The 24,221-nt window shown below is 40.1% G+C and carries 22 protein-coding genes; 6 read left to right on the top strand and 16 right to left on the bottom strand.

The features are described 5' to 3' along the window. Positions 1-92: 92 nt before the first annotated feature. From JL001_RS07675 to JL001_RS07620, 12 genes are all read right to left on the bottom strand, one after another. On the bottom strand, positions 93-746 hold the full coding sequence (locus tag JL001_RS07675) for a pseudouridine synthase (protein ID WP_200975536.1): 654 nt from the start codon (positions 744-746) through the stop codon (positions 93-95). An 82-nt stretch (positions 747-828) separates the two neighbouring features. After that, a complete protein-coding gene (locus JL001_RS07670; RefSeq protein ID WP_200975535.1) occupies positions 829-1,257 on the bottom strand; it encodes a hypothetical protein in 429 nt (142 codons plus the stop codon). Between the two features lie 66 nt (positions 1,258-1,323). After that, complete coding sequence (locus JL001_RS07665; RefSeq protein WP_200975534.1) at positions 1,324-1,926, bottom strand: DUF998 domain-containing protein; 603 nt, start codon at positions 1,924-1,926, stop codon at positions 1,324-1,326. A 16-nt stretch (positions 1,927-1,942) separates the two neighbouring features. After that, on the bottom strand, positions 1,943-2,581 hold the full coding sequence (locus JL001_RS07660; RefSeq protein WP_200975533.1) for a Pr6Pr family membrane protein: 639 nt from the start codon (positions 2,579-2,581) through the stop codon (positions 1,943-1,945). 94 nt (positions 2,582-2,675) lie between these two features. Next, the gene (locus tag JL001_RS07655; RefSeq protein ID WP_200975532.1) at positions 2,676-3,305 is read right to left on the bottom strand and encodes a hypothetical protein; all 630 of its coding nucleotides are present in this window, start codon (positions 3,303-3,305) and stop codon (positions 2,676-2,678) included. Positions 3,306-3,393: 88 nt separating this feature from the next. Beyond that, the gene (locus JL001_RS07650) at positions 3,394-4,173 is read right to left on the bottom strand and encodes a lipopolysaccharide kinase InaA family protein (RefSeq protein ID WP_200975531.1); all 780 of its coding nucleotides are present in this window, start codon (positions 4,171-4,173) and stop codon (positions 3,394-3,396) included. Positions 4,174-4,207: 34 nt separating this feature from the next. Next, on the bottom strand, positions 4,208-4,453 hold the full coding sequence (locus JL001_RS07645; protein ID WP_200975530.1) for a hypothetical protein: 246 nt from the start codon (positions 4,451-4,453) through the stop codon (positions 4,208-4,210). Positions 4,454-4,648: 195 nt separating this feature from the next. After that, complete coding sequence (locus JL001_RS07640) at positions 4,649-7,804, bottom strand: efflux RND transporter permease subunit (protein WP_200975529.1); 3,156 nt, start codon at positions 7,802-7,804, stop codon at positions 4,649-4,651. An 18-nt stretch (positions 7,805-7,822) separates the two neighbouring features. Further along, on the bottom strand, positions 7,823-8,869 hold the full coding sequence (locus JL001_RS07635) for an efflux RND transporter periplasmic adaptor subunit (protein ID WP_200975528.1): 1,047 nt from the start codon (positions 8,867-8,869) through the stop codon (positions 7,823-7,825). A 33-nt stretch (positions 8,870-8,902) separates the two neighbouring features. Further along, positions 8,903-10,273 (bottom strand): TolC family protein, encoded by a 1,371-nt coding sequence (locus JL001_RS07630; protein WP_200975527.1) that lies wholly within the window; start codon positions 10,271-10,273, stop codon positions 8,903-8,905. A gap of 74 nt (positions 10,274-10,347) precedes the next feature. Then, positions 10,348-10,830, bottom strand: a complete 483-nt coding sequence (locus JL001_RS07625) for a GbsR/MarR family transcriptional regulator (RefSeq protein WP_236252743.1) — start codon at positions 10,828-10,830, stop codon at positions 10,348-10,350. Between the two features lie 241 nt (positions 10,831-11,071). Next, a complete protein-coding gene (locus tag JL001_RS07620) occupies positions 11,072-11,248 on the bottom strand; it encodes a hypothetical protein (RefSeq protein ID WP_192010531.1) in 177 nt (58 codons plus the stop codon). A gap of 215 nt (positions 11,249-11,463) precedes the next feature. Here JL001_RS07620 and JL001_RS07615 point away from each other — a divergent pair, with 215 nt between their 5' ends. The 3 genes from JL001_RS07615 (at position 11,464) to JL001_RS07605 (ending at position 14,386) form a co-directional block, all read left to right on the top strand. After that, the gene (locus JL001_RS07615; protein ID WP_200975525.1) at positions 11,464-12,597 is read left to right on the top strand and encodes an amidohydrolase; all 1,134 of its coding nucleotides are present in this window, start codon (positions 11,464-11,466) and stop codon (positions 12,595-12,597) included. A gap of 29 nt (positions 12,598-12,626) precedes the next feature. Continuing rightward, positions 12,627-13,781: an alanine racemase gene (alr, locus tag JL001_RS07610; protein ID WP_200975524.1), complete on the top strand. Its 1,155-nt coding sequence runs from the start codon at positions 12,627-12,629 to the stop codon at positions 13,779-13,781. 200 nt (positions 13,782-13,981) lie between these two features. Further along, positions 13,982-14,386: an META domain-containing protein gene (locus JL001_RS07605; protein WP_200975523.1), complete on the top strand. Its 405-nt coding sequence runs from the start codon at positions 13,982-13,984 to the stop codon at positions 14,384-14,386. Between the two features lie 57 nt (positions 14,387-14,443). On the opposite strand, the gene purU is transcribed toward JL001_RS07605, so the two are convergent. Together purU and JL001_RS07595 are read right to left on the bottom strand one after the other, a co-directional pair. Continuing rightward, entirely contained in the window at positions 14,444-15,298 is an 855-nt protein-coding gene (gene purU, locus JL001_RS07600; RefSeq protein ID WP_200975522.1) for a formyltetrahydrofolate deformylase, read from the bottom strand. Positions 15,299-15,436: 138 nt separating this feature from the next. Further along, positions 15,437-18,376, bottom strand: a complete 2,940-nt coding sequence (locus tag JL001_RS07595) for a DEAD/DEAH box helicase (RefSeq protein WP_200975521.1) — start codon at positions 18,374-18,376, stop codon at positions 15,437-15,439. Positions 18,377-18,858: 482 nt separating this feature from the next. Between JL001_RS07595 and JL001_RS07590 the strand changes: the two genes are divergently transcribed. Beyond that, complete coding sequence (locus JL001_RS07590) at positions 18,859-20,442, top strand: hypothetical protein (protein ID WP_200975520.1); 1,584 nt, start codon at positions 18,859-18,861, stop codon at positions 20,440-20,442. Positions 20,443-20,505: 63 nt separating this feature from the next. Here the strand turns inward: JL001_RS07590 and JL001_RS07585 are convergent, their stop codons facing one another. Then, a complete protein-coding gene (locus tag JL001_RS07585) occupies positions 20,506-21,729 on the bottom strand; it encodes an FtsX-like permease family protein (RefSeq protein WP_200975519.1) in 1,224 nt (407 codons plus the stop codon). 79 nt (positions 21,730-21,808) lie between these two features. Beyond that, positions 21,809-22,189 (bottom strand): 30S ribosome-binding factor RbfA, encoded by a 381-nt coding sequence (rbfA, locus tag JL001_RS07580; RefSeq protein WP_200975518.1) that lies wholly within the window; start codon positions 22,187-22,189, stop codon positions 21,809-21,811. A 180-nt stretch (positions 22,190-22,369) separates the two neighbouring features. On the opposite strand from rbfA, the gene JL001_RS07575 reads away from it, so the two are divergent. After that, positions 22,370-23,674: a hypothetical protein gene (locus tag JL001_RS07575; RefSeq protein ID WP_236252742.1), complete on the top strand. Its 1,305-nt coding sequence runs from the start codon at positions 22,370-22,372 to the stop codon at positions 23,672-23,674. A gap of 121 nt (positions 23,675-23,795) precedes the next feature. After that, positions 23,796-24,194 (top strand): hypothetical protein, encoded by a 399-nt coding sequence (locus JL001_RS07570; RefSeq protein WP_200975516.1) that lies wholly within the window; start codon positions 23,796-23,798, stop codon positions 24,192-24,194. Positions 24,195-24,221: the final 27 nt, after the last annotated feature.

Raw genomic sequence — 24,221 nt, 5'->3', positions numbered from 1 at the left:
GCCAAGGCACCTTGCTAAATTAAGAAGCCTAAATTAGAATAAATTGCCTTTTAACACAATTTAACAAGTGCTGAAATTCTATTTAAACCAAGCTAATTTCGCTTTCCAAACCTTCCTTTGGTACGCTTATGAAAAGGCCTGTTAGACTGATGACCCATTTTATTTATATCCACGCCCAATAGCTTGTACATTTCCTGCTGATCATACTCCCGAACTTCTCCAACCGCAAACCCTTCAATGGTGAGCTTTTCCATGGACCAGCGCACCAGCCTTAAGGTGGGAAAATTCACCGCAGCCGTCATTTTCCTTACTTGTCGGTTTTTGCCTTCAATTAATGTCAATTCAAGCCAAGAATCAGGTACAGTCTTACGATAACGAATAGGAGGGTCTCTTTCGGGTAATAAAGGTTCACTTTTTTTCAACTTTGCCTTGGCCGGTTTGGTATGGTACATTTTCCCGTCCACCTTGATATCCACCCCTTCTTCCAAAGCTAAAATGGCATCTTCATCTGGAACACCCTCCACTTGGGCCAGATAACTCCTTTGATGCCCAAACTGAGGGTTCAGCAAATAATGGTTCAGTGGCTTATCGTCTGTAATCAACAGTAAGCCTTCACTGTCCTTATCCAATCGGCCAACAGGATATACTTCTTTTGGAAAATCCCCAAGTTGCTTCAAAGTATTCTCTTCTCCACTAAACTGGCTCAAAATCCCAAATGGTTTATAGATCACAAAATACCGTGGCATAGGCTAAATATTGATAATGGGCAAAGTTTGGCATTATCTGTTTCAAAACCAAAAAAAGGGATTCAGTGGACAAAAGATATTATTACCTATTGGCTATCTTCTTTTCAAAAAGATACTCAAGTGCTCCCGTCGACCAAAGTGCCCATAAAATTAAAACAGGTTGAAAAAAAAGACGAATTAACCTTTCACGATCAGTATCCAATCCAAAAGCATCAATTTCATTGGTGTATTGAGCAATATTTCCCGGAAAAATCAACACATAAAATAGTGCCAAGGCCATACCTATTTTCACCTTTTGCTTGGCCCAGAAAACCATTGCTAGGCCAAGAATCAGCTCCACAATTCCGGATAGTATAACTACTAGGTCCTTGCTCAATGGAACCCAGTTAGGAACTTGCGCTTGAAATTCACCCCGCTGAAAGGTCATATGTCCAATGGCGGCCAAGATCATAAAAGCCCCTAAAATCACCCTAAAAGCTGTTTGAGCTTTATTTGTGTTCACCTCATTCATAACTGTTTTTTATACCCTAACTAAATGTAAGCAGATAAGTTTTCTGAAATTTATCGATACAGCTGCCTATTTACTATTCTTGGAAATCAACAAGCTCACTGAAGTAAATATTGTCCATCCAAATACGACCATGAAAACCAATCGATGGGTGAATGGCATAGACCAGAATCCTACCAACAAACCTAGGATTGAAACAACCAGGAGCATTGCAGCTATATTGGCCCTTTGTGTAATGGCTTTATCCAATTTGGGGTTGTATGCTAGTCTTGCTAGCCCCATGAGCCATGTAGCCAGTCCAAGTGTAATGGCAACTGTATGGGCTTTTGACAAGGTTGAATCAGTAAGCTTAAGATCAAAAGGTAAGAAAGTAAAGGCAAAACCAAGACCAAATAGGCCAATAAGTATCCCCACCCATTTATCCTGTATAGTCAAGCCATAAAGCACACCAAAGCAGGTCATGAGTAAACCCGCTAGCAAAAATCCAAACAAGTTAAACCAAATAGCATTTGGCTGACCTTTTGCACCTAGCTTACTGACAAAATCTTCAAGATAGTTAAAGTCGGGATGCAAGCTTCCAAAAACGATCAAGGCCAAGAAAAATATACCAACCGCCAATAATCCTATGGTCCCGGTCAACCTACCCATTCCGTTCAACTTTGCGTAGTACATGTCTTTAGTATTCCCATTATACCTCTCCCTTAAAATACATGGGCTTCTTCGCCATCAATTTACCAAAGCCAATAAAGCCCAATGCCAATACCAAAAAGGTCAAAATCAGCAATAATGCATGCTGCAACACTTTAGCCCAACCCAGCCGATTTACATCAATAAAATAATAAGGATAGAAATCTGAAAATTCTCCCCTTACCAAAATATAGATCAAGTAAAGCAATGGATAAATCAACATCCAAGGAAGCTGGCTCCATCTGATTTTATCCTTTCTTTCATAACGAGCCCAATAGATCACCACCAAAATAGGAATGATGGAATGGAGCAGCTCATCTACAACCATTTGAAGTCCCTGAGGTTCCCAAACACCTCTCAGAGTCACTTGGTAAACAAAGCCAACCATGGTGATATAAATGGTAATAGCGGTAAGCCAACCAGGTCGAGCAAAGAAAAAATTTGAATTTGGATTATTGGATATAGACTCCCTCCAAAAACAAAAGGTAACCAAAGCATTGGTCAGGATCGTAAAAAAGCTAAAAAATCTTAGCAGGTTTTGAACCATCGAACCTTCACTTGCCAAGACCATCAATATAAATTGGGTGACCACAGCGAAAAGTCCAAACAAAGCAATCGTGTTACATAAAAATCTTCTCATTGGCGAGGATACAAATCATTTTACCATTCATAATAGCACCATCTCCAATATAGTTGTTTTTGCATAATTTTATTACTGCTTCAAACTGTAAAGGTCACTTCAAATGGACAGGGTCTGTTCGATGGGTGAAAAACTGGCCATCATTAAGCACATAAATCAGGTCAAATGCATAATCCGCTTCCTCAGTCGGTCCCTTGGATAACTTCATATCAAAAACCTGATATTTCACGCTTTCATGATTTTCCTCTATATAATTGACCAGCGGCGTAAAATCCATCAAACCCTGCGCAGTATTTGTATAATAATTGGTCAAAATCAAATCATTGATCGTATCCCCAGCTACAAAGTTTTCATTGAAATCACTCAAAGTCCTGACATAAAGTGTGTCCAGGCCAATTTTATCTCCCTTCCAGCCATTCGGAGCACAGGATAAGGCAAACAAGCTCCCATTAGGAGATGTTGTTGCTTTTTGCGCCAAATAATCTGCTTCAAATGCAAATCTGATAAAAAACCTTTCCCATAAAACCACTTCTCCTTCCTCTATTTCTTCCAAATTATTATTGTTGGATTGGCTAGGCTGTAAATTGATCGATTCAATAGACTTGATGGAAAAATAGGGCAAAATATCAGGACATTCCCACATATCATTATCAACTTGCTGACAAGCCAAAAAAACGCCTCCAAAAGTAAAAACAGTAAACAGTAACAAAATTCGTAATTTCATAAGGTTTTTATTTTCCATACGGAACAAATCTAGGATTTGTCTCAGAAATACCTAATAAAATTACAGTACAACTAAAAAGAAAGCACTATCAACAATGATTTCCTAGCCTTCTCTTGCCTAAAAATTGGTCTCGAAGCTTCTTTAGCCTCGTTTTGGCACCATACCTTAAACTTGCCTCATATTTATAATCATAGAAAAGCTTGAGTCCCTTTAAGGCATTGGTTCCTCTCAGCTCCATGTATCGGCGAATCAAATAGGTCATTGCCTCAGGCTGGAAGCCTAAGCGGTTCAAGCTTTTTACTGCATCGCTTTCACTGATCCTAATCTGTTTCAGTCGATTGTTATCAATCAATGCAAAGTCATACTGTCCATTTTGCTCATGGTACAAAATGTTGCCTAGGGTATAATCTTCGTGATAAATTTTATGAAGATGAAGGTTCAAGGTAAACCGGGCAAGAGATTCCAGCATCTCCCTTGACTTAGCCACATCATGGGTATCAAAAGAAGAAAGAGGTTTGTAATCTGTATAGACCGAAACAAAATATCCCGCTTTTAACATACCTTTTTCAATACAGTCAATAAAGGCTACAGGCTGTGGCGTGTTGATTCCTTCCTGCTGGAGCATCAGAGCATATTCATAGGCTCTCTTGGCTTTTGAAGGTCTTAGGTAAGCGTAAATAAATCTATTGGCCAAGTATATTTTTCTAAAGGACTTGACAACAATCTTTTCTCCTCGGACCATATCTGTCCTTACTTGGTTCCGCTCATTATAAATTACCGTTCCACGCTCTTCAAACTTTTCAGGAATCTCCTCCAAGTATTTTCTCAGGTGCTTGAATTGGTCGTGGATATGGATAATTTTCTTCATAAAAGTTTCTGCCTTGCTTCACTGGATTATAAAATCAGTTTTGGTGCTGCAACATGTATCTGATCAACTCATCCGGGCTTTTGAGGGAGTTAGCGGTTTCTTCATTCAGCTCGACTTGAAGTGCATCCTCCACATCATAAATCAAACCGTCCAAATACACCTTATCAAAACCCATATCCTTTACAAAGTCCGAACGCTTCACTTTGGATATTGGAGTGATTCCATATTTCCCCATCACTTCAATAATCGTTTTCAGTTTTGTGTAATTATTAGTTTTCATAGCTTTTTATTTTTTTAGACGAGACTTTACTTGATTCTGTCTCAATGTTTTGTAAATCACCTTTGTAGAATGACACGCTCAAATGGATTTACCCTTATTGTGAAGGTCAGTACAGTTTCAAAAAACAGTTTTAATTTCTTACAACTCAATTTTTAATCCTGCACTGACCATTCAGCAATCATCAACTAACTATAACTATATATACGCTGCAACTTCCGATTCCGACTCACTCAGCTCGGTTTCTTCGATTACAATTTCTTTTTTCTTATCCTTACCTAGCTTGGCCATGATACGATCGAATATATAATAGATCACAGGCACTACTACCATGGTCAAAAACATGGATGAAATCAATCCACCAATCAGTGCCCAAGCAAGACCATTTTTCCATTCTGCACCGGCTCCGGAAGCCATCGCAATAGGAAGCATACCAAAAACCATGGCCAGAGTGGTCATTAATATCGGACGGAAACGAATCTCCACAGCTTTCACCAAAGCAGCTTTCACTTCTAAGCCAGCATCTTTCAACTGGTTGGTGAAGTCCACTAGCATAATCGCATTCTTCGCTACCAATCCCATCAGCATGATCAATCCGAGGATACTGAAAATACTTAGGGAAGAACTCGACAAGGCCAAAGCCAATAGGGCACCAATGATGGCCAAAGGCAAGGAGAACATCACCACTAGAGGGTAGATATAATTGTCATAAAGCGCCACCATGATCAGGTAGATCAATAAGATCGACGCCAACAAAGCCACCCCTAAGCTGCCAAAGCCTTCTTCTTGCATTTTCATGTCCCCTTCATAAGAAATGGACACTTCCTTTGGTAGATTTAGCTGGGCAATTTTCTCCTGAATTTCAGCACCAACTACCCCAGTAGTCCTTCCAGAAACTTGTGATTGGACCGTAACAGAACTGATTCTATCCTGACGGTTCAACTCACTCGGTCCCTCCGATGGTGTCGCATTGGCAAATTGTTTCAGTAAGACCGTTTGCCCTTTATTATTGACAAAAGCAAGGTTCTCAATATCTGAAACGGACTTTCTGTCGAATTCATCCATTCGGATATTGATATCATATTCGTACTCTCCGTCCCTGTATTTGGTATCAGTGTTCCCGTTAAAAGCCACCTGCATGGTTCCACCCACCATGGCCATGTCCAATCCTAGATCAGCCATTTTGGTTCGGTCCACTTCTACCCGTATTTCCGGATTACCATCTTCCAAAGAGGTTTGCACTTTTCTGGTACCTGGTACTTTTTCTACCTCAGCCAAGACCCTATCTGAAAAGCTTTTCAAGGTGTCCAAGTCAGGACCAGAAAGCACAATCTGAATCGGAGCATCATTGGCAGTGCCGGTAATACTGATCGGTACTGCGGTAAACTCAGCTCCAATAATATTCTCCTCCAAGGCTATTTCCATCTCCTTGGCAAATTCGGGCGCACTCACATGACGCTTTTCAGCATCCACCATTTTAACAGTGATCTCCGAAGCATAAGGAGTTGATTGACTACCAGACATGCTTCCTGTCGTTTGACCAACTGTCGTAAACACACTGGTCACTAATGGATTTTTTTGAAGGAAATTCTCCGCTTCCCGCGTGGTAAAGTTGGTCTCCTCCAAGGTGGCGGACTTTGGTAATTCCAAACGGATAATAAACTCACCCTTGTCCCCTTCACTCACAAATTCGCTACCGATAAAACCATTGCTTACAAGCATAAATGAAGAAATAAACAAGACAAAAGTGACCACTAAAGTGATGATCTTATGGTTAAAAGCCCACTTTAGGATCCCAGTCAACCAATCAATAAAGCTGTCCAGAAAACCTTCAAAACCATTGATAATTCTTCCAAAAACGCTTTTGGGGTTGATATTCTCTAATTTTGTAAACCTCGAAGTCAAAAGTGGAATCAAAGTAAATGCTACCAATAAACTCATCAAAGTAGCAACTGCCACCGTGATACTAAATTGGGTCAAAATACCTGAGATCAATCCACCCGTCATGGAAAGTGGCACGAAAACCACTACGATTACCAAGGTAATTGAAGTTACTGTTCCCCCAATTTCGCGGATACCGTCATAAGAAGCCTGTACCGCTGATTTACCTTTTTCCAAGTGACGATAGATATTCTCAATGACCACAATCGCATCATCCACCAGAATACCTACCACCAAGGAAAGGGCAAGCAAACTCATCAAGTTTAGGGTAAAGCCCGCCAAGTACATCACTGTAAATGTTGCAATGATGGATGCCGGAACAGCAATCATCACAATAACGGCATTTCGGAAGCTGTGCAAGAATAAGAGCATAATGACTGCTACCAAGACCACTGCGATAATCAAGTCATGAATCACAGCATCAGCTGCTTCCAAAGTAAACTCTGAGGAATCCTGGGAAATCTCAAATCTGAGATCACTATTTTGATAAGTCTTCTCCAATTGTGCCAAAGCTACATCAACACGCTCTGCTACATCTACCGCATTGGCATCGGATTGTTTTTGGATACTGATACCGATGGCGCTATTGCCATTCAGCCTGCTGAGAATTTCCTCGTCCTTACTGGAGTCTACAACCTCAGCCACGTCCTTGATCTTGATAGCTGAGCCTTGTGCATAAGTAATGATCAGTTCTCCAATCTCATCCACACTGCTGAATTTACCCGCTAAACGAATTAGGATCTGCTCCTCATCACTTTTCAGTTTCCCTGTAGGAAAATCCAAGTTTGCCTGAGCAATCGCCTGATTCACTTGCAAGGGAGAGATGCCATAAGTATTTAACTTGTTTTGATCCAAGTTTACCTTAATTTCTCTCTCTGCACCGCCTAACAAATTTACCTGAGCCACCCCGTCAATTTGGGATATCATGGGCTGAATCCGCTGGTCCATCAAGTCATAAAACTCCGTCGCGGTCAAGTTAGAATAAGCTCCCATTTGCATGATTGGCATATCATCCAAACTGAATTTACCCAAGGATGGAGGATCTACATCTTCTGGCAAATCCCCAATTACGGCATCTATTTTTCTTTGCGCATCCTGAAGAATGATATCCACGTCCACATCATCATCCAACTCAATGGTAATGATGGAAAAGCTTTCCAATGAAGTGGACTTCATTACATCAATTCCTTCTAAAGAAGCCAAGGCATCCTCTAATTTTCTCGTCACTGAGTTTTCTACTTCTGTCGGTGCTGCACCAGGGTAAACAGTCGAAACGGTCACCACATTGGGACTAAACTTAGGCAGAAGTTCATAAGACATCTGGGTATAGGAAAAAATCCCCAGTAAAGTCAATATTGTAAACAGCACCACTACAATAGTGGACCGTTTGATAGATATTTTCGTTATCTGCATGCTCTACTAATTTTCAGATTAAAGTTCAGTTACTGCTGTCCCATCCTTCAAATTGATCAATCCAGAGGTCACTAGTTTCTCTCCTTCTTTTAATCCGTCCAAAAGAACCAGTTTGTTTTCTCCAACTTGCGCAAGGTTTACTTTTTTCAACACCGCTTTTCCATTCTCCACTACATAAACCTCTGGGTTCTTCACTCCACTCACTAGGGACTTTCTGTCAATCAGGATAGCTTCTTCAGCAGGATAATCAAAGGCTGCATAAGCAAACATTCCTGGTTTGATCTGATCGGAACTTTCACTCAACTCAATCTCTACTTCATACCTTAATGAAGCATCTCCCTTTCTGCTGGTAAAAGAAACCTTACCCTCAAAATCCTGCTCAGGAAGTACACCAACTTTCACTTTTACTTTATCTCCTTTGCTGATCCGGGCAATTTCCAATTCAGAAACTTTCACGACCAATTTCATAGGGTCAATGTCCACTATGTCCACGACATTCATTCCTGGGCTCATTAAAGTTCCGATTTCAATATAGTCTTCGTTGATATAGCCGGATATAGGAGCGGTAATCACCGTATTGGCCAGACGTTTCTTTTTCATTTTCACATCTGACTCGGCCATCTTGGTTGCATTGCGGATCTCTTCCAATTGTTTTTCCGTAATGGCTTCTGTACCCGCCAGATTTTCATAGCGACCCAAGTCCTTTTTATTTTGGTGTAATTTCACCTCTGCAATGGCCAATTCAGATTGGATCAGCTCATCATCCAGTTTTGCGATGACATCTCCTTTCTGTACGTAATCACCTTTTTCTTTGTAGATCTTCAAAACCTTTCCACTAGCTTCAGCCTTTAGGGTTAGCTCTTTGTTGGGTTCGAAAGTACCATTTGAGGTAAAGGAGATTTTGTGTGCTGTTTTTTCGATAACCGCTGTCCTTACTGGAATGGATTCGCTGGTCTTCATGGCTTCTTCTGCCTTGACCTCCATTTCTTGCTTATTTTTGAATAGCGTAAAGCCTATGCTTGCTGCGATGATGACCAGTATTAATGGTGTGATAATTTTTTTCATAGCTGTAGATGATATATTGGGGAAGTCTATTTCTTAGTTTCTTATGATTTTTTCGATTTGGCCAGTAGACTTATACAAGTCTGCTTCGGCCGTTTTCACATTGATGATTTGTCGGTAGTAACTTGACCTGGCCTGACGCAAAGTGGTCTCCGCATCCAGTAGGTCGGTCAAAGGAGAAAGCCCTTCACGGTAAAGCTCTCCTGTTTGTTGGAGAACATCCTCAGATAGCTCTAAATTGGATTCCTGAGCCTGTAAACTCTTAATACTGTTTTTGAGTTTTTTGACTGCATTGAGGTATTCGGCTTCCGCATTTTGCTCGGCCATATATTGGTCATATTTTATTTTTTGACCTTCCACCCTAGCTTGGGCTATTTTATTCTTCTTCTGAAAGCCATCAAAAATAGGCACTGAAAGTTTCAGTCCGATCAGCGATCCCCTGTACCACATATGGCTGGAAGACAAGAAGTCAAACTCTGTCGAGAAAGCATTATAATTCACATCCGCAAAGGCTGAAAGTGTAGGATAATAGCCTGATTTGATATTATTGATGTTCAAATCATTTAGCTCCTGTTGCTTGCCCAAAACCTGTAAATCGTAACGCTGACTAAGGTCTGCATCCACTTGTAAAGCCTGAAGTGGACTCAGATTGTCCTTAAAATCATACTCCTCTAGGCTAAGAGGAGTATTAACCGGAATACCCATCACCAACTTGAGGTAATTCTTGCGCTGCTCAATGGAAATCTCTAAGTTATCCATCTCTGTCTCCAAGGTTGTCAGGTTTACCTTTACACGATTGTAATCTACCTTCCGGGCCAGGTCATTTTCATATTGCGATTTGATAATCTCCTCCAATCGTTTCAACTGGTCATGGTTGGCCTCTAAATTATCCATTTGTAACTCGGTAGAGATCACAGAATAGTAGTTCAAGGCCACATCATAGACAATATCTTCCTCGGTCATTTGCGTCAGAAGACGGTAGAATTGTTCCGATGTTTTTGCTGCCTTCAAGCCTACCAAATAAGATTGACTAAAAATTAGCTGACTAATTTGTGCACCTGCTTTCATGCTTTGTGGTACACCAAAAGCTATGACATTAATATCACTGGGATCTGTATTGGGATCAAGGACCCCTCCAGGAATCGCCTGAGGATATACATCCAAGAAATTATTATAATCTCCATAGGCATCGACCTGGGGCAATCCAGTTCCTATGATTTCTTTTCTCTGGTAATTGGCAGCCTCTTCATCCAGTTGGGCTTTTTTGATCTCTGTATTGTGCTTAAGCCCAAGCTCAATACACTCTTGCAGGGTAAACACACCACCCTCCTGAAATTTGTCTTGGGCAAATAAACTACCCGTCAAACAAAAGGTAGCTATCAAACCGATCAAATAATGTTTTTTCATTTTATTAATTTATAGTTAATTCCTTATTTCTTACTTAGTTCTGTATTTAAAGAACTTAAAAGACAAAAAATATATCAGCTGTTATGCAGCCGATCATATTTTTCAATCAATTTAGGCATTTCTACCTGCATGAATTCAATGAATTGTTGGAAGTCCTGAATACAGCGATTAAACTCCATATTACTGGCTGACCTCGTAGCCATGACATCCTTCAACAAGGCATTTATTCTGAAAATCCCTTGCATATCCTCCTGCATATCGTTTCTCCAATTCCTCACTTTTAAGCGAAAGTAGCGCTTCCTTTCACCTGGCTTGGTGGTATACTCCACTTTATTTTGGCTCTGAAGCAAGGTAAGGGCATTACTAACAGCACTTTTGCTGACAGAAAGGTATTCCTGTATCTCATCGAATGTTGCCTCAGCTTCTTCTAACACCAACAACAATCCCATGATTCTTCCCAAAATAGGCTGATGGCCCTTTCTTTCGAAGAAGACACCTATTCTTTCTATAATTTCCTGTTGTTCTGATGATAATTTCATATTTCCTCCTCTCATCATGGATGAGTTTACGATGCAAATATAGCAAAGGTTTTGTTAGTTCATAAAAAAGAGAACCAAAATTTATTTTATGACACTGTTAAAACTTCACAAACCATTCTAGACATTGGTTACAAAAGCTGCTTAAAACTAAATACAAACGGTCTATCATAAACTTTGATTTCTACAAAGGACATGCCCAATCCTCCAAAAATAAAAAAAGGCCTCTAAAGGCCCTTCATGTTTTTAAAAAAAGATGGAATTAACTTCCACAGCCAATACAGTCAAAATGGCTGTCCATAGGTTTTGTTCCTTTTAATTGCATCTCCAAGTTATGGATTTTATCACGGATCTCCATGTCCTGAAACATGTCGCCAGTCAATGATGCTTGTAGTTTTTCAATCTCGTTGGTAAGCGCTGTTTTTTGTTCTGCGTTCATAGGATTTCGTTTAGTCAGTAAAAAGCAAAATTGAATATAATAAGTTCAGGGAAAAAATCCTTTAATCGCCACAAAAAAGTAACCCACTGAAAACCAAGCTGAAATTTCGGTCAATTTTTTGCTGCAAATTTCAAGATTAAACAAAACCATTTCTAAAACGACTTTGTCAATCATTCAGAATAGCCTAATTTGAATACAAAAGTAACTTTCCGCTTATGAAAAAGTCCGATCTACAGATACTAACCAAATTCAGGAAAGCTCTTCATCAATATCCTGAACTTTCCCACCAAGAAAAAGAAACAGCCCATTTCATTGTAGACTTTTTTGAGCCTTTAAATCCCAGTGAAATTATTGAAAAGCTGGGAGGCTACGGCTTAGCCATTGTTTTTAGAGGAAAGGAAAAAGGCCCAAGAACACTTTTTAGATGTGAATTGGATGCCCTTCCTATTCATGAGGAGTTAAATACAAATCACAAAAGTAAATTGGAAGGAAAGTCCCACACCTGTGGTCATGATGGACATATGGCCATAATAGCAGGCCTAGGACTTGGCCTTGCTGACAAACCATTAGAGAAAGGAGAGGTAGTACTGCTCTTTCAACCTGCCGAAGAAACTGGAGAGGGAGCAGAAAAAGTAATAAAAGACAAAAACTTCGCAAAGATCAAACCTGATTTTGCCTTTGCCCTTCACAACTTGCCCGGCTACCCTAAGCATGAAATTGTGTTAAAGAAGGGACCGTTTGCAGCCGCTTCCAAGGGAATGATCATCACGCTAAAAGGAAAGACCTCCCACGCTGCCCATCCAGAAGATGGCAACAGCCCTACAGAAGCCTTGGCCAAGCTTATGGTCGGTTTACAAGTCATTCCGCAAAGCTTGTCCCCATTTAGTCTTATTACAGTCATTCAAGCTGAATTGGGAGAGATAGCTTTTGGGACCAGCCCTGGAAAAGCCATTGTAAGGGCCACCTTGCGCAGTTATGATGACGAGACCATGTCTCTGCTCACTACCAATGCAGAACAGCTTTCCCAACTCATCGCCAAAGAATATAAGCTTCAATGTCATATCGATTACACAGAAAGCTTTGCCAGCACCGTAAATGACGAAACCGCTTGGGAATACGTCAATGAAGCCGCAAAATCATTAAAGCTAAAGACCAAACACATCAGAAATCCTTTTAGATGGTCAGAGGATTTTGGACATTTTTCAGCCCACACCTCTACCATGCTTTTCGGTTTGGGAGCAGGAAAATCCCAGCCCCAACTTCACGAACCAACCTATGACTTCCCAGATGACATTATTCCAACTGGTATAAAAATGTTTGAAACCATCATACAACAAATCCATCAATAGTTACATTTAACAGAAACGTCGTAATATCCATGCAGCATACTTCCCATTTGGAAATCAGCAAATCAGCTTACCGCAGGAACATTAAATTTCTTCAAAAACAACTAGGCAATGAAACGGTGATTTCCTCTGTGGTGAAAGGCAATGCCTACGGACACGGTATTGAAAACATTGTACCTATTGCCGAAGCAACCGGAATCAGGCATTTCAGCACCTTCAGTTCGGATGAGGCCTTTAAAGTTTATAATTCCATCAGTAAAGGCAGCCACATCATGATCATGGGCATGGTTCACAACAAGGACCTAGAATGGATTATTCAAAAAGACATCAGTTTCTATGTGTTTGAATTTGACCGTTTGATGGCTGCAATCAAAGCTTCCAAAAAAGTAGGCAAAAAAGCCAAAATTCATATTGAAGTCGAAACAGGCTTCCATCGTACAGGTTTTGAATGGAATGAAAAAGAGTTTTTGTTGGATATACTGGAAGAACACGCTGAGTACCTTGAGCTAGTCGGTCTTTGCACCCATTATGCCGGTGCAGAAAGTATTGCCAATTATGTTCGGGTTAAAAATCAAATCAAAAGGTATGTGGAGTTCAAAGACTGGTTCAATCAAAAGGGAGTACATTTTCCCATTTACCATACTGCCTGCTCAGCAGCCTCATTGAGTTATCCAGAAACTATTATGGACATGGTCAGAATAGGCATTGCTCAATATGGTTTCTGGCCTAGTCAGGAAACCTATATGAGCAAATTCAAGCAATTGGCAGAGAACAGGAAAAACCCATTAAAAAGGTTGATCACTTGGAAAAGCGTTATCATGAGTATCAAAGAGGTTGAAATAGGTGATTTTATTGGCTATGGAAACACCTACATGGCTCCTCGGCATATGAAAGTTGCTATGGTTCCGGTTGGCTATTGCCACGGCTTCAGCCGGATGCTCAGCAATCTTGGTAAGGTATTGATTCAGGGGAAAATGATCTCTGTGGTAGGCAATGTAACCATGAACTCCATCACGGTGGACGTCACCGACCTCAAGGAGGTAAAAAAAGGAGAGGAGGTTGTCATCATCGGTAAGCAAAAAAGCAGTGAAATTACCGTAGCTTCCTTTAGTGAATCCACCCAACAGGTCAATTATGAATTATTGACACGGCTACCTCAGGAAATCCCAAGACGCATTGTTTACTGATTCTCAACCATAATATTGACCAGTCAAATAATTTAACTTCAAAAAATGACATGACAAGGAAGTTAAGTATGGTATTTGTGGTTAAATAAATACCAAAACGGCTGTTTTCATACATTAAAATCAACAAAACCTTGAAACTGTTGATTTTAATGCAAGGCAGTTGTTGCGAATCAGTTTATCAACCACAAAAATTAAATATCATGAAATTGTTTAATGCATTAATGGGAATGGCCTTGATTTCTCTTTCCCTGTTTTCTTGCGGTGAGCCGGAGGATATAGGCAAGCATGACTGGAAAGTACGTTCGATAAATGGTGCTCCAGCCACAAAAGAGCAACTGGCCAAACTAACCCTTGAATTTGGTGAAGGACAGGAAGTGGGCGGCCAAGCCCCCTGTGACCAGTTTAGAGGAAAAGCAGTTTACAACAAAGACAAAGTAAAATTTTCCACACTATATACAGATACACAAGCCTGTGAGGGAAAAATAATCCAAAATGCTTATTTGAGCTCTTTGGAAAATAGTGAGAAATACACCACTACTGCGGATAGAATGGTTTTCTATGATGGAGACGGAAATATTACAGTTGAATTTCAACAGATCAACTAACTTTCTCTAAAAGCACTTGTTCCGAAGAAGCGTATCAAGCTTCGGGACAAGTGCTTCTTAATTAAAGATTATAGTCTTATTGCCCATAACCATCACCTTTTTGGCCAAATGGTATTTGATGGCTTTTGACAACACCACTTTTTCCACATCCTGACCTATCTGTACTAGCTCTTCCACTGTATTATGATGCTTTACTCGCGCAATATCCTGCTCTATAATTGGTCCCGCATCCAACTCTTCTGTCACATAATGCCCTGTGGCACCAATGATCTTCACCCCTCTTTTATGGGCTGCATGATAAGGCTTGGCCCCCACAAAAGCGGGTAGAAATGAATGGTGAATATTGATTATTTGGTGCTTATAATTGGCAATAAATGCAGGACTCAAGATTTGCATGTACCTCGCCAATACCACAAAGTCCACTCCATGCTCCTTCATGAGCTCCAACTGTTTTTGCTCTTGCTCCAGCTTATTTTCCTTGGTGATCGGGAAGTAATAATAAGGTATCCCAAATGCTTCCACCACAGACCTTAGGTTATCGTGATTGGAAATCACCATTGGAATTTCCACTTCAAACTGTCCACTGTAATACCGTGAAAGTATATCAAATAGGCAATGGGAAAGTTTGGAAACAAATATGGCCATTCTAGGTTTTGGCTCAGTAAAGTGCAAACTGAAATTCATCCCAAATTTCACGCCTACCGTTTCCGCAAATATTCGCTCTATTTGGTCTTTTTGGATGGCAAAACTCTCCAATTCCCACTTGGCTCTCATGAAAAAATCACCCGTTTCATTATCGATGTATTGGTCTACTTCCTGTACATTCCCATTATGAAAATAAAGAAACTGTGAAACAGCTGCTACGATACCTTTTTGGTCCCGGCACTGTATGATCAAAATCGCGCACTCCATGTTTACTATTAAAAATTTTGGTAATACTAATTATAACTGCTTAAAAATATGGATAAATTATCTATAAGCCATTAATATTACAAAAGTTTATAAAAAACCTCATTTCTTAATAACATTAAAAAAATCAAGACGCATCGCCTAGGCCAGCAATGCTTCAATATCTTCTTTATTAAGGCTCTTCATAAAGCTCTCTTCTGTACTGATCAACTCCCCGGCCAAAGCCATTTTCCTCTCTTGAAGGGCCATGATTTTCTCCTCCACTGTATTGTGTGTAATGAACTTATAGATGATCACCTTATTTTCTTGACCGATCCTGTGTGCCCTGTCTATGGCTTGCGCTTCTACTGCAGGGTTCCACCATGGATCCAACAAAAAGACATATTCGGCCTTGGTCAGGTTCAGTCCAACACCACCAGCCTTCAATGAAATCAGGAAGATTTTTACCTTTTCATTTTCTTGAAAAGCATTGACCTGCGCTTGACGGTCCTTAGTCGTCCCGTCCAGATATGCATAAGGAATTTTACTCTCATCCAAATACTCTTTGACAATGGCCAAGTGCTTCACAAATTGGCTAAACACCAAAACCTTGTGACCTTCCCTAGCGGTAGAATCCAACATATGGGTAATGTCCTCCATTTTACCGGAATCACCTGTATAAGTAGTGTCGGTCAAACGAGGGTGGTTGGCAATTTGCCGCAATTGGGTCAAACCTCTCAACAAGGTGAATGCCTGACGGTTCATGCCCGGAATGCTCATCTCCTGGACAATTTTTTCACGGTAATACCCTTTTACTTCCTCGTAAGCTTTTTCCTGCTCCGAAGTCATATTCGAGTATTTAACGTTGATCACCTTTTCAGGCAAATCAGTCGCCACTTGTGTTTTCAGCCTCCTCAACACAAAAGGCTTGATCATGGCATGCAGCTTGGCTGCTTTGTCCATGTCATTTTTCTTCTCGATGGGTTGCAGAAATTGCTTTTTAAACATGCCCTGAGTTCCCAACAAGCCTTGGTTCACAAAATTCATTTGGGACCACAAATCCATGGTACCATTCTCCACAGGAGTACCGGTCAGGATCAATCGGTGCTTACATACCAATTGATTAACAGCCTTCGAGATAATACTTCCAGGGTTCTTGATAGCCTGCGACTCATCTAAAATGATATAATTGAAATAAAAACCCTTTAGAATATCTACATCCAAACGAGTAATCCCATAGGAAGTCAACACCAAGTCATATTTGGAAAAACGGCTGTTATCCTTGATCCTTTGGGAACCAGTGTAAACCAGAATTTTCAATTTTGGCGTAAACTTACGCGCCTCCACTTCCCAGTTATAGATCAAAGATGTTGGCATCACCAAAAGTGAAGTAGCTCCTTCTGTTCTTTCTTTCTCATGAGCCAACATAGCCAAAGTCTGAACGGTCTTACCTAGACCCATATCGTCAGCCAAACAACCTCCAAAATTATATTCATTCAAGAACCTCAACCAATCATATCCAGCCTTTTGGTAAGGCCTCAGCGTGCCTTTAAAATGTTTAGAAAGCTCATAGGATTCCATTTCCGAAAAATCCTTCAACTTCTCCAGCTTGCGGCTTAAGGTCAGATCAATAAGGTTACCTTTTTGTAGTTCTTGGGCCAGGGCAATGTGGTGCTTTTTCAACATCATATTATCCTGCTGCTGCTCACCACTTTCTAAGAAAGAGAAAATCTCAGAATAATTCACAAACCAAGAATCCGGAATCACGGCTATCTCACCATTGGGCAGCTCAAACTCAGACTTGCCTTTTACCAATAGCTTTCTGATTTGGGAAAACGGCACTTCATAGCTTCCAAAGCTGATGATGGCATTCACATCAAACCAGTCTATATTTTCTTTGACTTCCACTTTGATGGAAGCATTACCGATAAAGTATTTCTTTCCTTTGGCACTTTGGTTTTGGAGTATTTTTACCCCCATATCCTCCAAGGCTTCCCGGTTGGAGTTCAACCAATCAAAGGCCTTGGACTTACCCAGAGAAAAACGCGAAGTCCTTACGGGCAAGCCTAAGTTTTTCAAATAATCACCATAGGACTTTTCCCTCTCAAGATCGCGAATAACTTTATGGAAAACATAATTGTCTCCTTTTTGCTCCAGCTCAACATTGTTGGATTTTTTCTCTTCAGACCTGAAGGAATAATTACCATATTGGAACTTTAGATCAAATACTATTTTATCTTCCTCAATGGATTCTTGAGTATTACCAAACAAATCGGTATTACCACCACTTCCCGGAAGATCACTTAAACTTAGCAATGCCTCTGGTTGGCTGCGCTGCACTTTGATATCAAAGCCTTTGGCATATACATCAAAGGAGGCCACCAACTGCGTGATAAACTTTTGATAATAGGATTGCTCTACGTTTTTAGGAATAACAATAAACTTTTTGTTTAAAAAAGGCTTTAGTTTCTTACCATCAACGCCCTTTTCAAAATTATAAAGGTTCCCGTTCACCACAAGCCAAGCCGGCTTCTCACAAATCAAGTACCCTCCTTTATATTGCCAATCCAGCTTTTCCCCGTCATATTTCAAAGTCGGGAAATAATGGGTATTGTCCTCATTTCTTCTGAAGTGAAAAAGTACCGAGGCCATTTGAGGCATAACATTGATTTCTTTCCAAATAGGATTTCCATCATTGCCCATTTCAAAGAGTCTCTTTCCTTTAATTTTTTCTAGAATCTTCGAGCGGGCACTCTCCAGCTTCAGTTCAATGAGCTTCCTGATTTCAGTATTGGCGGTAGTTTCGCTGCTCGTGTCATAAACTCTGGTAAGGTATTCTTTTGGCTTAAGCTTCTTGGTATTGAATTGCTTTACGATAGCATCATGCTGCATGCTATCCATCAGCTTGATCAACTCATAGTCATCCTCATCTAGTCCGCTTGCAAACTCCCTGGCATTCTGGGAGGCGATGTTTTGATAGGCAAAAGAAAGCCTTCCCTTTTCGTCCAATTGGATTACAAAAGACTCGAAAAGGATTCCCAAGTATTCATGGCTAAAAAGAGAATAAACAATCTCAAATGGCTTATCCGGAGAAACTTTCATAACACTTTTTGCAATACTACTTACCAAAACAACTTGTAAGGAAGTAATTTTATAAAATATACTAGCTTGCAAAGTAAATAATTATTTGAATTTTTAATAGAAAAAAGAAAAGAAAAAAGGGATTTTTTGCCATATCTATAAAGCTGTTTTACCAAGACCCTGCATCTTACTTAGTACATTAAAGAGTATCAGGCTATTTATTTAAAACAATTAGCAGTTGGACCAAGCCGGCAAAAAACGAAAAGACCAATTTTGTAAATAAAAAACCTATTTCTGATATTTTTTTACTCATTTTTGTAATCTAAATCGATTTACCATAACGATAATTTATTCTGACATGCTTGGACAAGTCAGAATATTACCCCCGTTTATATCCGCATTCCTTCCAGATAATTACATCAAACATACGATTACATCTTTTAAATACATTTTTTTGTATTTCATTTAATACGTTCGGATATTTGCTTGAAATTCACCCCTTTATGAAAAAGATCCTACTCACCCTTGGCACAGCACTCATGTTATGCCTTTCATCCTATTCCCAACAAGTACCGGGAACACAAGCCAGCATACATCTTGGCAGTCAAAACTATGTAAAAAACAACATGATGCCCAGTCAAATCGTTGGCAGCGATGATCAAGGAATTTACATCACTAAAGTCAGCCTTAAAGATGAATTAAGAAACATCCATGACTTCCCTGTCCTTGAACGGTACAGCAAGCAAATGGAACTCAGCCAATTCAGGGAACTTAAGGTAACGAGCACCGATCATCCAGCTCAATTTGAGAGGATAATTGAACTGGGAGACAATCTTTATTGCTTCTATAGTACATTGGAAAGGGGAACAAAAACCAAAGTTCTTTTGGCTCAAAGGGTTAACAAAACCACTCTCTCTTTGGAAAATGAAGTACTGACTATCCAGTCCCTTAGTTATGACGGCCCAGCTTACGACAGCCCCAGCTTCAATATTAAATCATCCACTGACGGCTCGATGCTCCTTGTGTCCCATATCCTTCCGGATCCTAACAGTAAAAATGAATTGCTTTCCTTTCAGGTACTTGACCGCCACCTCAACACCCAATGGGCCATAGATTATACCAGTGAATTAGAGCATGGCCACTGCCTTCTAGAAAACTATCACCTGAGCCCAAAAGGAGACGTGTATGTTTTGACAAAGCACGTTGAAAAAAATGGAGACCTTGAAAAATTTTGGGAGCCCAATTACCATTACCAAATATTGGCCATCCAGAACCAAGGTAAAAAGACCAAAACCTTTTCTCCTGAAATAAAAGGCAAATTCCTCACCAAAATGCAAATAGCCACCAATCTCGAGAACGAATTGGTCTGTGCCGGACTTTATCAGGATGAAAAAGCATCAAATTCAGTGGGCAGCTACTTTATGACTTTAGATTCCTCTGACAAACTCCCAAAACAAATAAGTTTTAAGGAATTCGATCCAGTGACTGTAGCCAGTGAAAGCAACAAAAAAATAAGCAGACAGGAGAAGCAACTTGGGATTTTTGCTTACAACCTAACCGACATGGTTATGCGAAACGATGGCGGTGCAATACTTATCGCCGAGCAAGCGACCATGATGGCAAGCAATAGCCCTCGGTCTGCTACACATTCCAGCAAAGTCAGTTACAATAATATTGCAGTCATCAGTATTGATCCCGACGGGCAAGTAATGTGGACAGAAGAAATCCAGAAAAACCAAATCGCTGTGGGAGGCTACAACTCCTTTTCCTCCTATGCCACCGCTGTAATGCACGACAAAGTCTATTTGGTCTTCAATGACAATCCTGAGAATTTGTGTAATGGGGTCTGTGAACCGGTACTTTTCAACCCCAAAGCTCCACAGAAGGATGTCTTGGTAGCTTTGGTAGAATTGGATTGGAATGGCAAGATCAAAAAAGAAGCCCTCTCACTCTCCCAAAACATCAACATTCTGACCAAGCCTTCTGCCTGCAAGCAAGTTTCTAAAAATGAAATGGTTGTGTTAGGGCAGTACAATAAAGAGTATAGATTGGCCAGACTGGAGTTTGAACAAACCTTTTCCTATTAAGCGCTAATAAAAAACATCAATTAAGGCCAGATAAAATCCTAGAGATTTTATCTGGCCTTTTTTTTATAAATGCTCTATGGTATTGACTTTTGTGGCAATAGTAGCAGGTCTATAGGAAGCTAAAAAAGTTATCATAAGTACACTCAAGCTCGTCCAGACAAAATCCGTCCAAATGATTTCAACTGGATAGCTGTTGACCACAGAAGAACTTACCCCTAAAGAAACTAAGCCAAAACTCTGCTGCAGCCAGCACAAAAGGTACCCCAATACCAAGCCAATCAATGCTCCTGAAAATGCAATGATCGCTCCTTGTTTGATATAAATGGATCGAATGAGTTTTTCAGTAGCCCCCATCGCCAACATGACCGCAATATCTTTTTTCTTTTCAATGGCCAACATACTCAGTGAAAAGAAAATATTAAAGGAAGCAACTGCTAGGATAAAAGTAAGCGTGATGAAAACAAACAGCTTTTCTATTCTGATGGCCCTAATCAAGCCGGCATGTTGCTCGTCTTTGTTTTTTATGGTAAAAGCATCTCCCAAAATCGCCCTCAATCTATCTTTTACTTTTTCCACATCCTGACCTTCACTTACCATAACCTCCAAGGATGTTCTCTTATCCCCATAATCCATCACATCCAAAGCAAAAGACAAGGGAACCACTACATAATTGTCATCAAACTTCTTCTCCACACTGTAAAAGCTTCCAAATCCCAACATACCAGAATTGTACATTTGTCTTGGGTCCAATGTGCCTGCTCGGGGAGCCTTAGGGTAGTACACTCTTAATTTTTCAAATTCGTTCTTTGGGTCTATGCCTAAAAAATAACCAACACCTCGTCCCACAATGGCCTTTGGCATCAAATCAGTCCCCAAAGTTTTATCACCTGTTAAGTTCCCAGTGCTGAAACGATGGTCGTCCAAAAAATTATCACTCACACCTTTCATGGTAACGATGATCTGGTCATCCCCATATTTGAGCAACGCATTGTCTTCCACTACTTCAGTCAAAACAGCCACCCCTTCTACATTACTGAGACTATCTAACCAGCCTTCCGTCGCTTCAAATGACTTGCCCAAGCTGGCTTCAATCTTCAAATCCGCATCAAAGGAGCCATAAAGCCCCCTGATCAAATCTTCCAATCCATTGAAAACAGAAAGTACCACGATTAAAGCAGTAGTGCCTACTGCCACTCCTACCATGGCAATCCATGAAAGAACATTGATAAAGTTTCTTTTCTTTTTGCTTCGAAAATACCGGGATGCAATAAAAAAGGATAGGTTCACTGAATTGGTTGATCTAAAACAGACAATTATTTTTTCATTTTCTAAAATGATCTTAAAAGGTAATCATTTTTTCGAAAAATCAATCTTCGTCTTCATCCTCCTCCTCTGGTGCTTCAGGAATATTAAGATCACCGATAACCTTGTCCATATGCTGAGCATAAGCAGAAGAGTCATCTGGATAAAAAATCAATTCCGGCACTACACGAACGGATTTCCCTATCCTGTTTCCCAAATGTCTTCTAATTTCCTTTTTATGGGAATCAATATTCTCCAACATTTCTTTATTGTTGGCCAATAAAAAGCTGAGATATACCTTGGCCACTCCCAGGTCTGGGCTCATCAAAACCCTGGTCACTGTCACCATTGCATTTCCTACCAAGGGCTTAGACTCCCTCTGGAAGATCTCACCAATTTCTTTTTGAATTAACTTTGAATACTTTTGTTGTCTCTTGCTTTCCATATTGAATAATTATCCGTACAAATTTAGTGATTTAAATGACTAACCTTTAATTTCGTACGTTTAGAATACGCAACCTTCAACGAGATAATTCCCTTGCTAAGTTTTTTCAGAATAAATGACCCATTTAGAATTATAGGTATCATCCTTCTTTTCTCCGTATTAAGCATACCTTATTTGTTGATGGATATTCCCTTGTTGGCTCCCGAGCTATCATGGATGCTAGTAGGAGAAAGGCTAAGCTCTGGCTATTTTCTGTACTTGGATGTGGTGGATGATATTGGCCCCTTGTCTGCATATATCTATTGGCTAATAGACCTGGTCGCAGGAAGGTCATGGTGGACGTATAAGGCTCTTGCTGCCCTCATTATTTTATTCCAGGTCACCTATATCAATAGACTTTTTATCGCCTACAAAGCTTATGATGACTACACCTATCTTCCAGCAATGGTCATGATCATCCTATTCCATTTTTCTTTTGACCTGCTCACTTTATCCCCTGCATTGATGGGGACCACCTTTATTATTTTGGCTTTGGGACAGCTTTTTTCCCAAACATTGATCAATAAGGAAAACACCGAATCTGTTTTACTGGTAGGAATATTTGGAGGTATCGCTGCATGCTTTCACTTTCCGTTGATTGTTTTTCTGCCATTTATGATTGTGGCAGGCATTTCCGTCAGCGGTTTTACATTTAGCCAGTTGGTGCTTTCTCTGGTAGGATATTTTCAGCCTTTTATCCTTTGCTGTATTTATTTCTTCTGGATCGGGGGACTGCAGGAATTTATCACTGAATTTGTATTAGCCACTAGAATTACGGCCAGCTATCCCCACGTCACCTACTTGGATTTGGCTGCTTTAATCGCAGCACCCATCCTGTTTTCGGTTATTGGCTATCTTATCGGCACCGTCACCACCAACATTACAGTAAACCAGCAAAAGCAAAAACAACTGATGATTCTATTTTCATTTTTTGCCTTACTGTCGATTTTTATTGCCAACAGAAGAACTCCTTATCAGATGGTTGTCATATTACCGGGCTTGACCTACTTTACTGCCCAAATCTTTATTTACCTCATTAACAAGAGGCAACTTAACATACTGCTTTATTCTTTCCTTATCCTTGTTCCAGCGGTGGGTTATAGTTGGGCTATCTATAAAATCCAACCCGAAAAAAGCTGGAACTATACCTTAAAGAAACCAACTCCTGCTGATGGAAAAAAGATTCTTGTATTGGGTGACGAAATCAGTGCTTATCAAAATACCCAAATCGCAAGCCCTTTTCTTAACTATAGACTTTCCAAAAGGGTGCTAACCAATTTTTCCAGTCATGAAAAGATGATTGAAGTGTATTTGGACCTCCAAAGAGAAAGGCCAGAAGTCATTTACGATCAAGAAGGTACTTTCAAGGAATTGACAAAACATATTCCGGCTCTGGCTGACTTGTATCACCAAACATCTGATGGCGTGTATAAACTGATCAAATGACAAGTTGTATAATATTTTTTTGGTGTCCCGACTTTTGTTAGGTTTGCCAATTCTTTAAACTACCACTTATCATATGAATTATTTAAAATTAAGCTTAGTCCTTTTTGGACTTGTATTTTGTATGCAGCATTTCGCGAATGCTCAAGTAACCACGGGAATCTATACCAATGCAAACTTTACCCAAATCGGAATTGGATCAAACCCTGAAAACAAATTCTTTGTAGAAGGACGTTTATCCGCTGGCGACTTTTATGTCAGAGGCTTCGGTCTTGAGGCGATTTGCCAGTATAACTTTTACAGGTCAGACTGGTACAATGTATCAGGTGGCTTAATGGTAGGTTTTTCTGAGTACGAGGAGACCGAGAAATATGGGGTTCCTTTTCTCCTTTCTATTAAACCCATTCAAGAAAATAGAAAATTGGCTATTTTATTGGAAGCCACTCCATTACTCAGTCCTACCGCAGGGTATTTGGTTGTTAGGGGAAATTTCGGTGTGAGGTATACACTTGGAAAAAATTAGGACTTACTTCAGGATAAAAACAAAAAA

The organism is Echinicola sp. 20G, assembly GCF_015533855.1.
Taxonomy (GTDB): domain Bacteria; phylum Bacteroidota; class Bacteroidia; order Cytophagales; family Cyclobacteriaceae; genus Echinicola.
The sequence above is the reverse complement of the archived record's forward strand: the minus strand, read 5'-3'. Positions and strand labels throughout refer to the sequence as shown.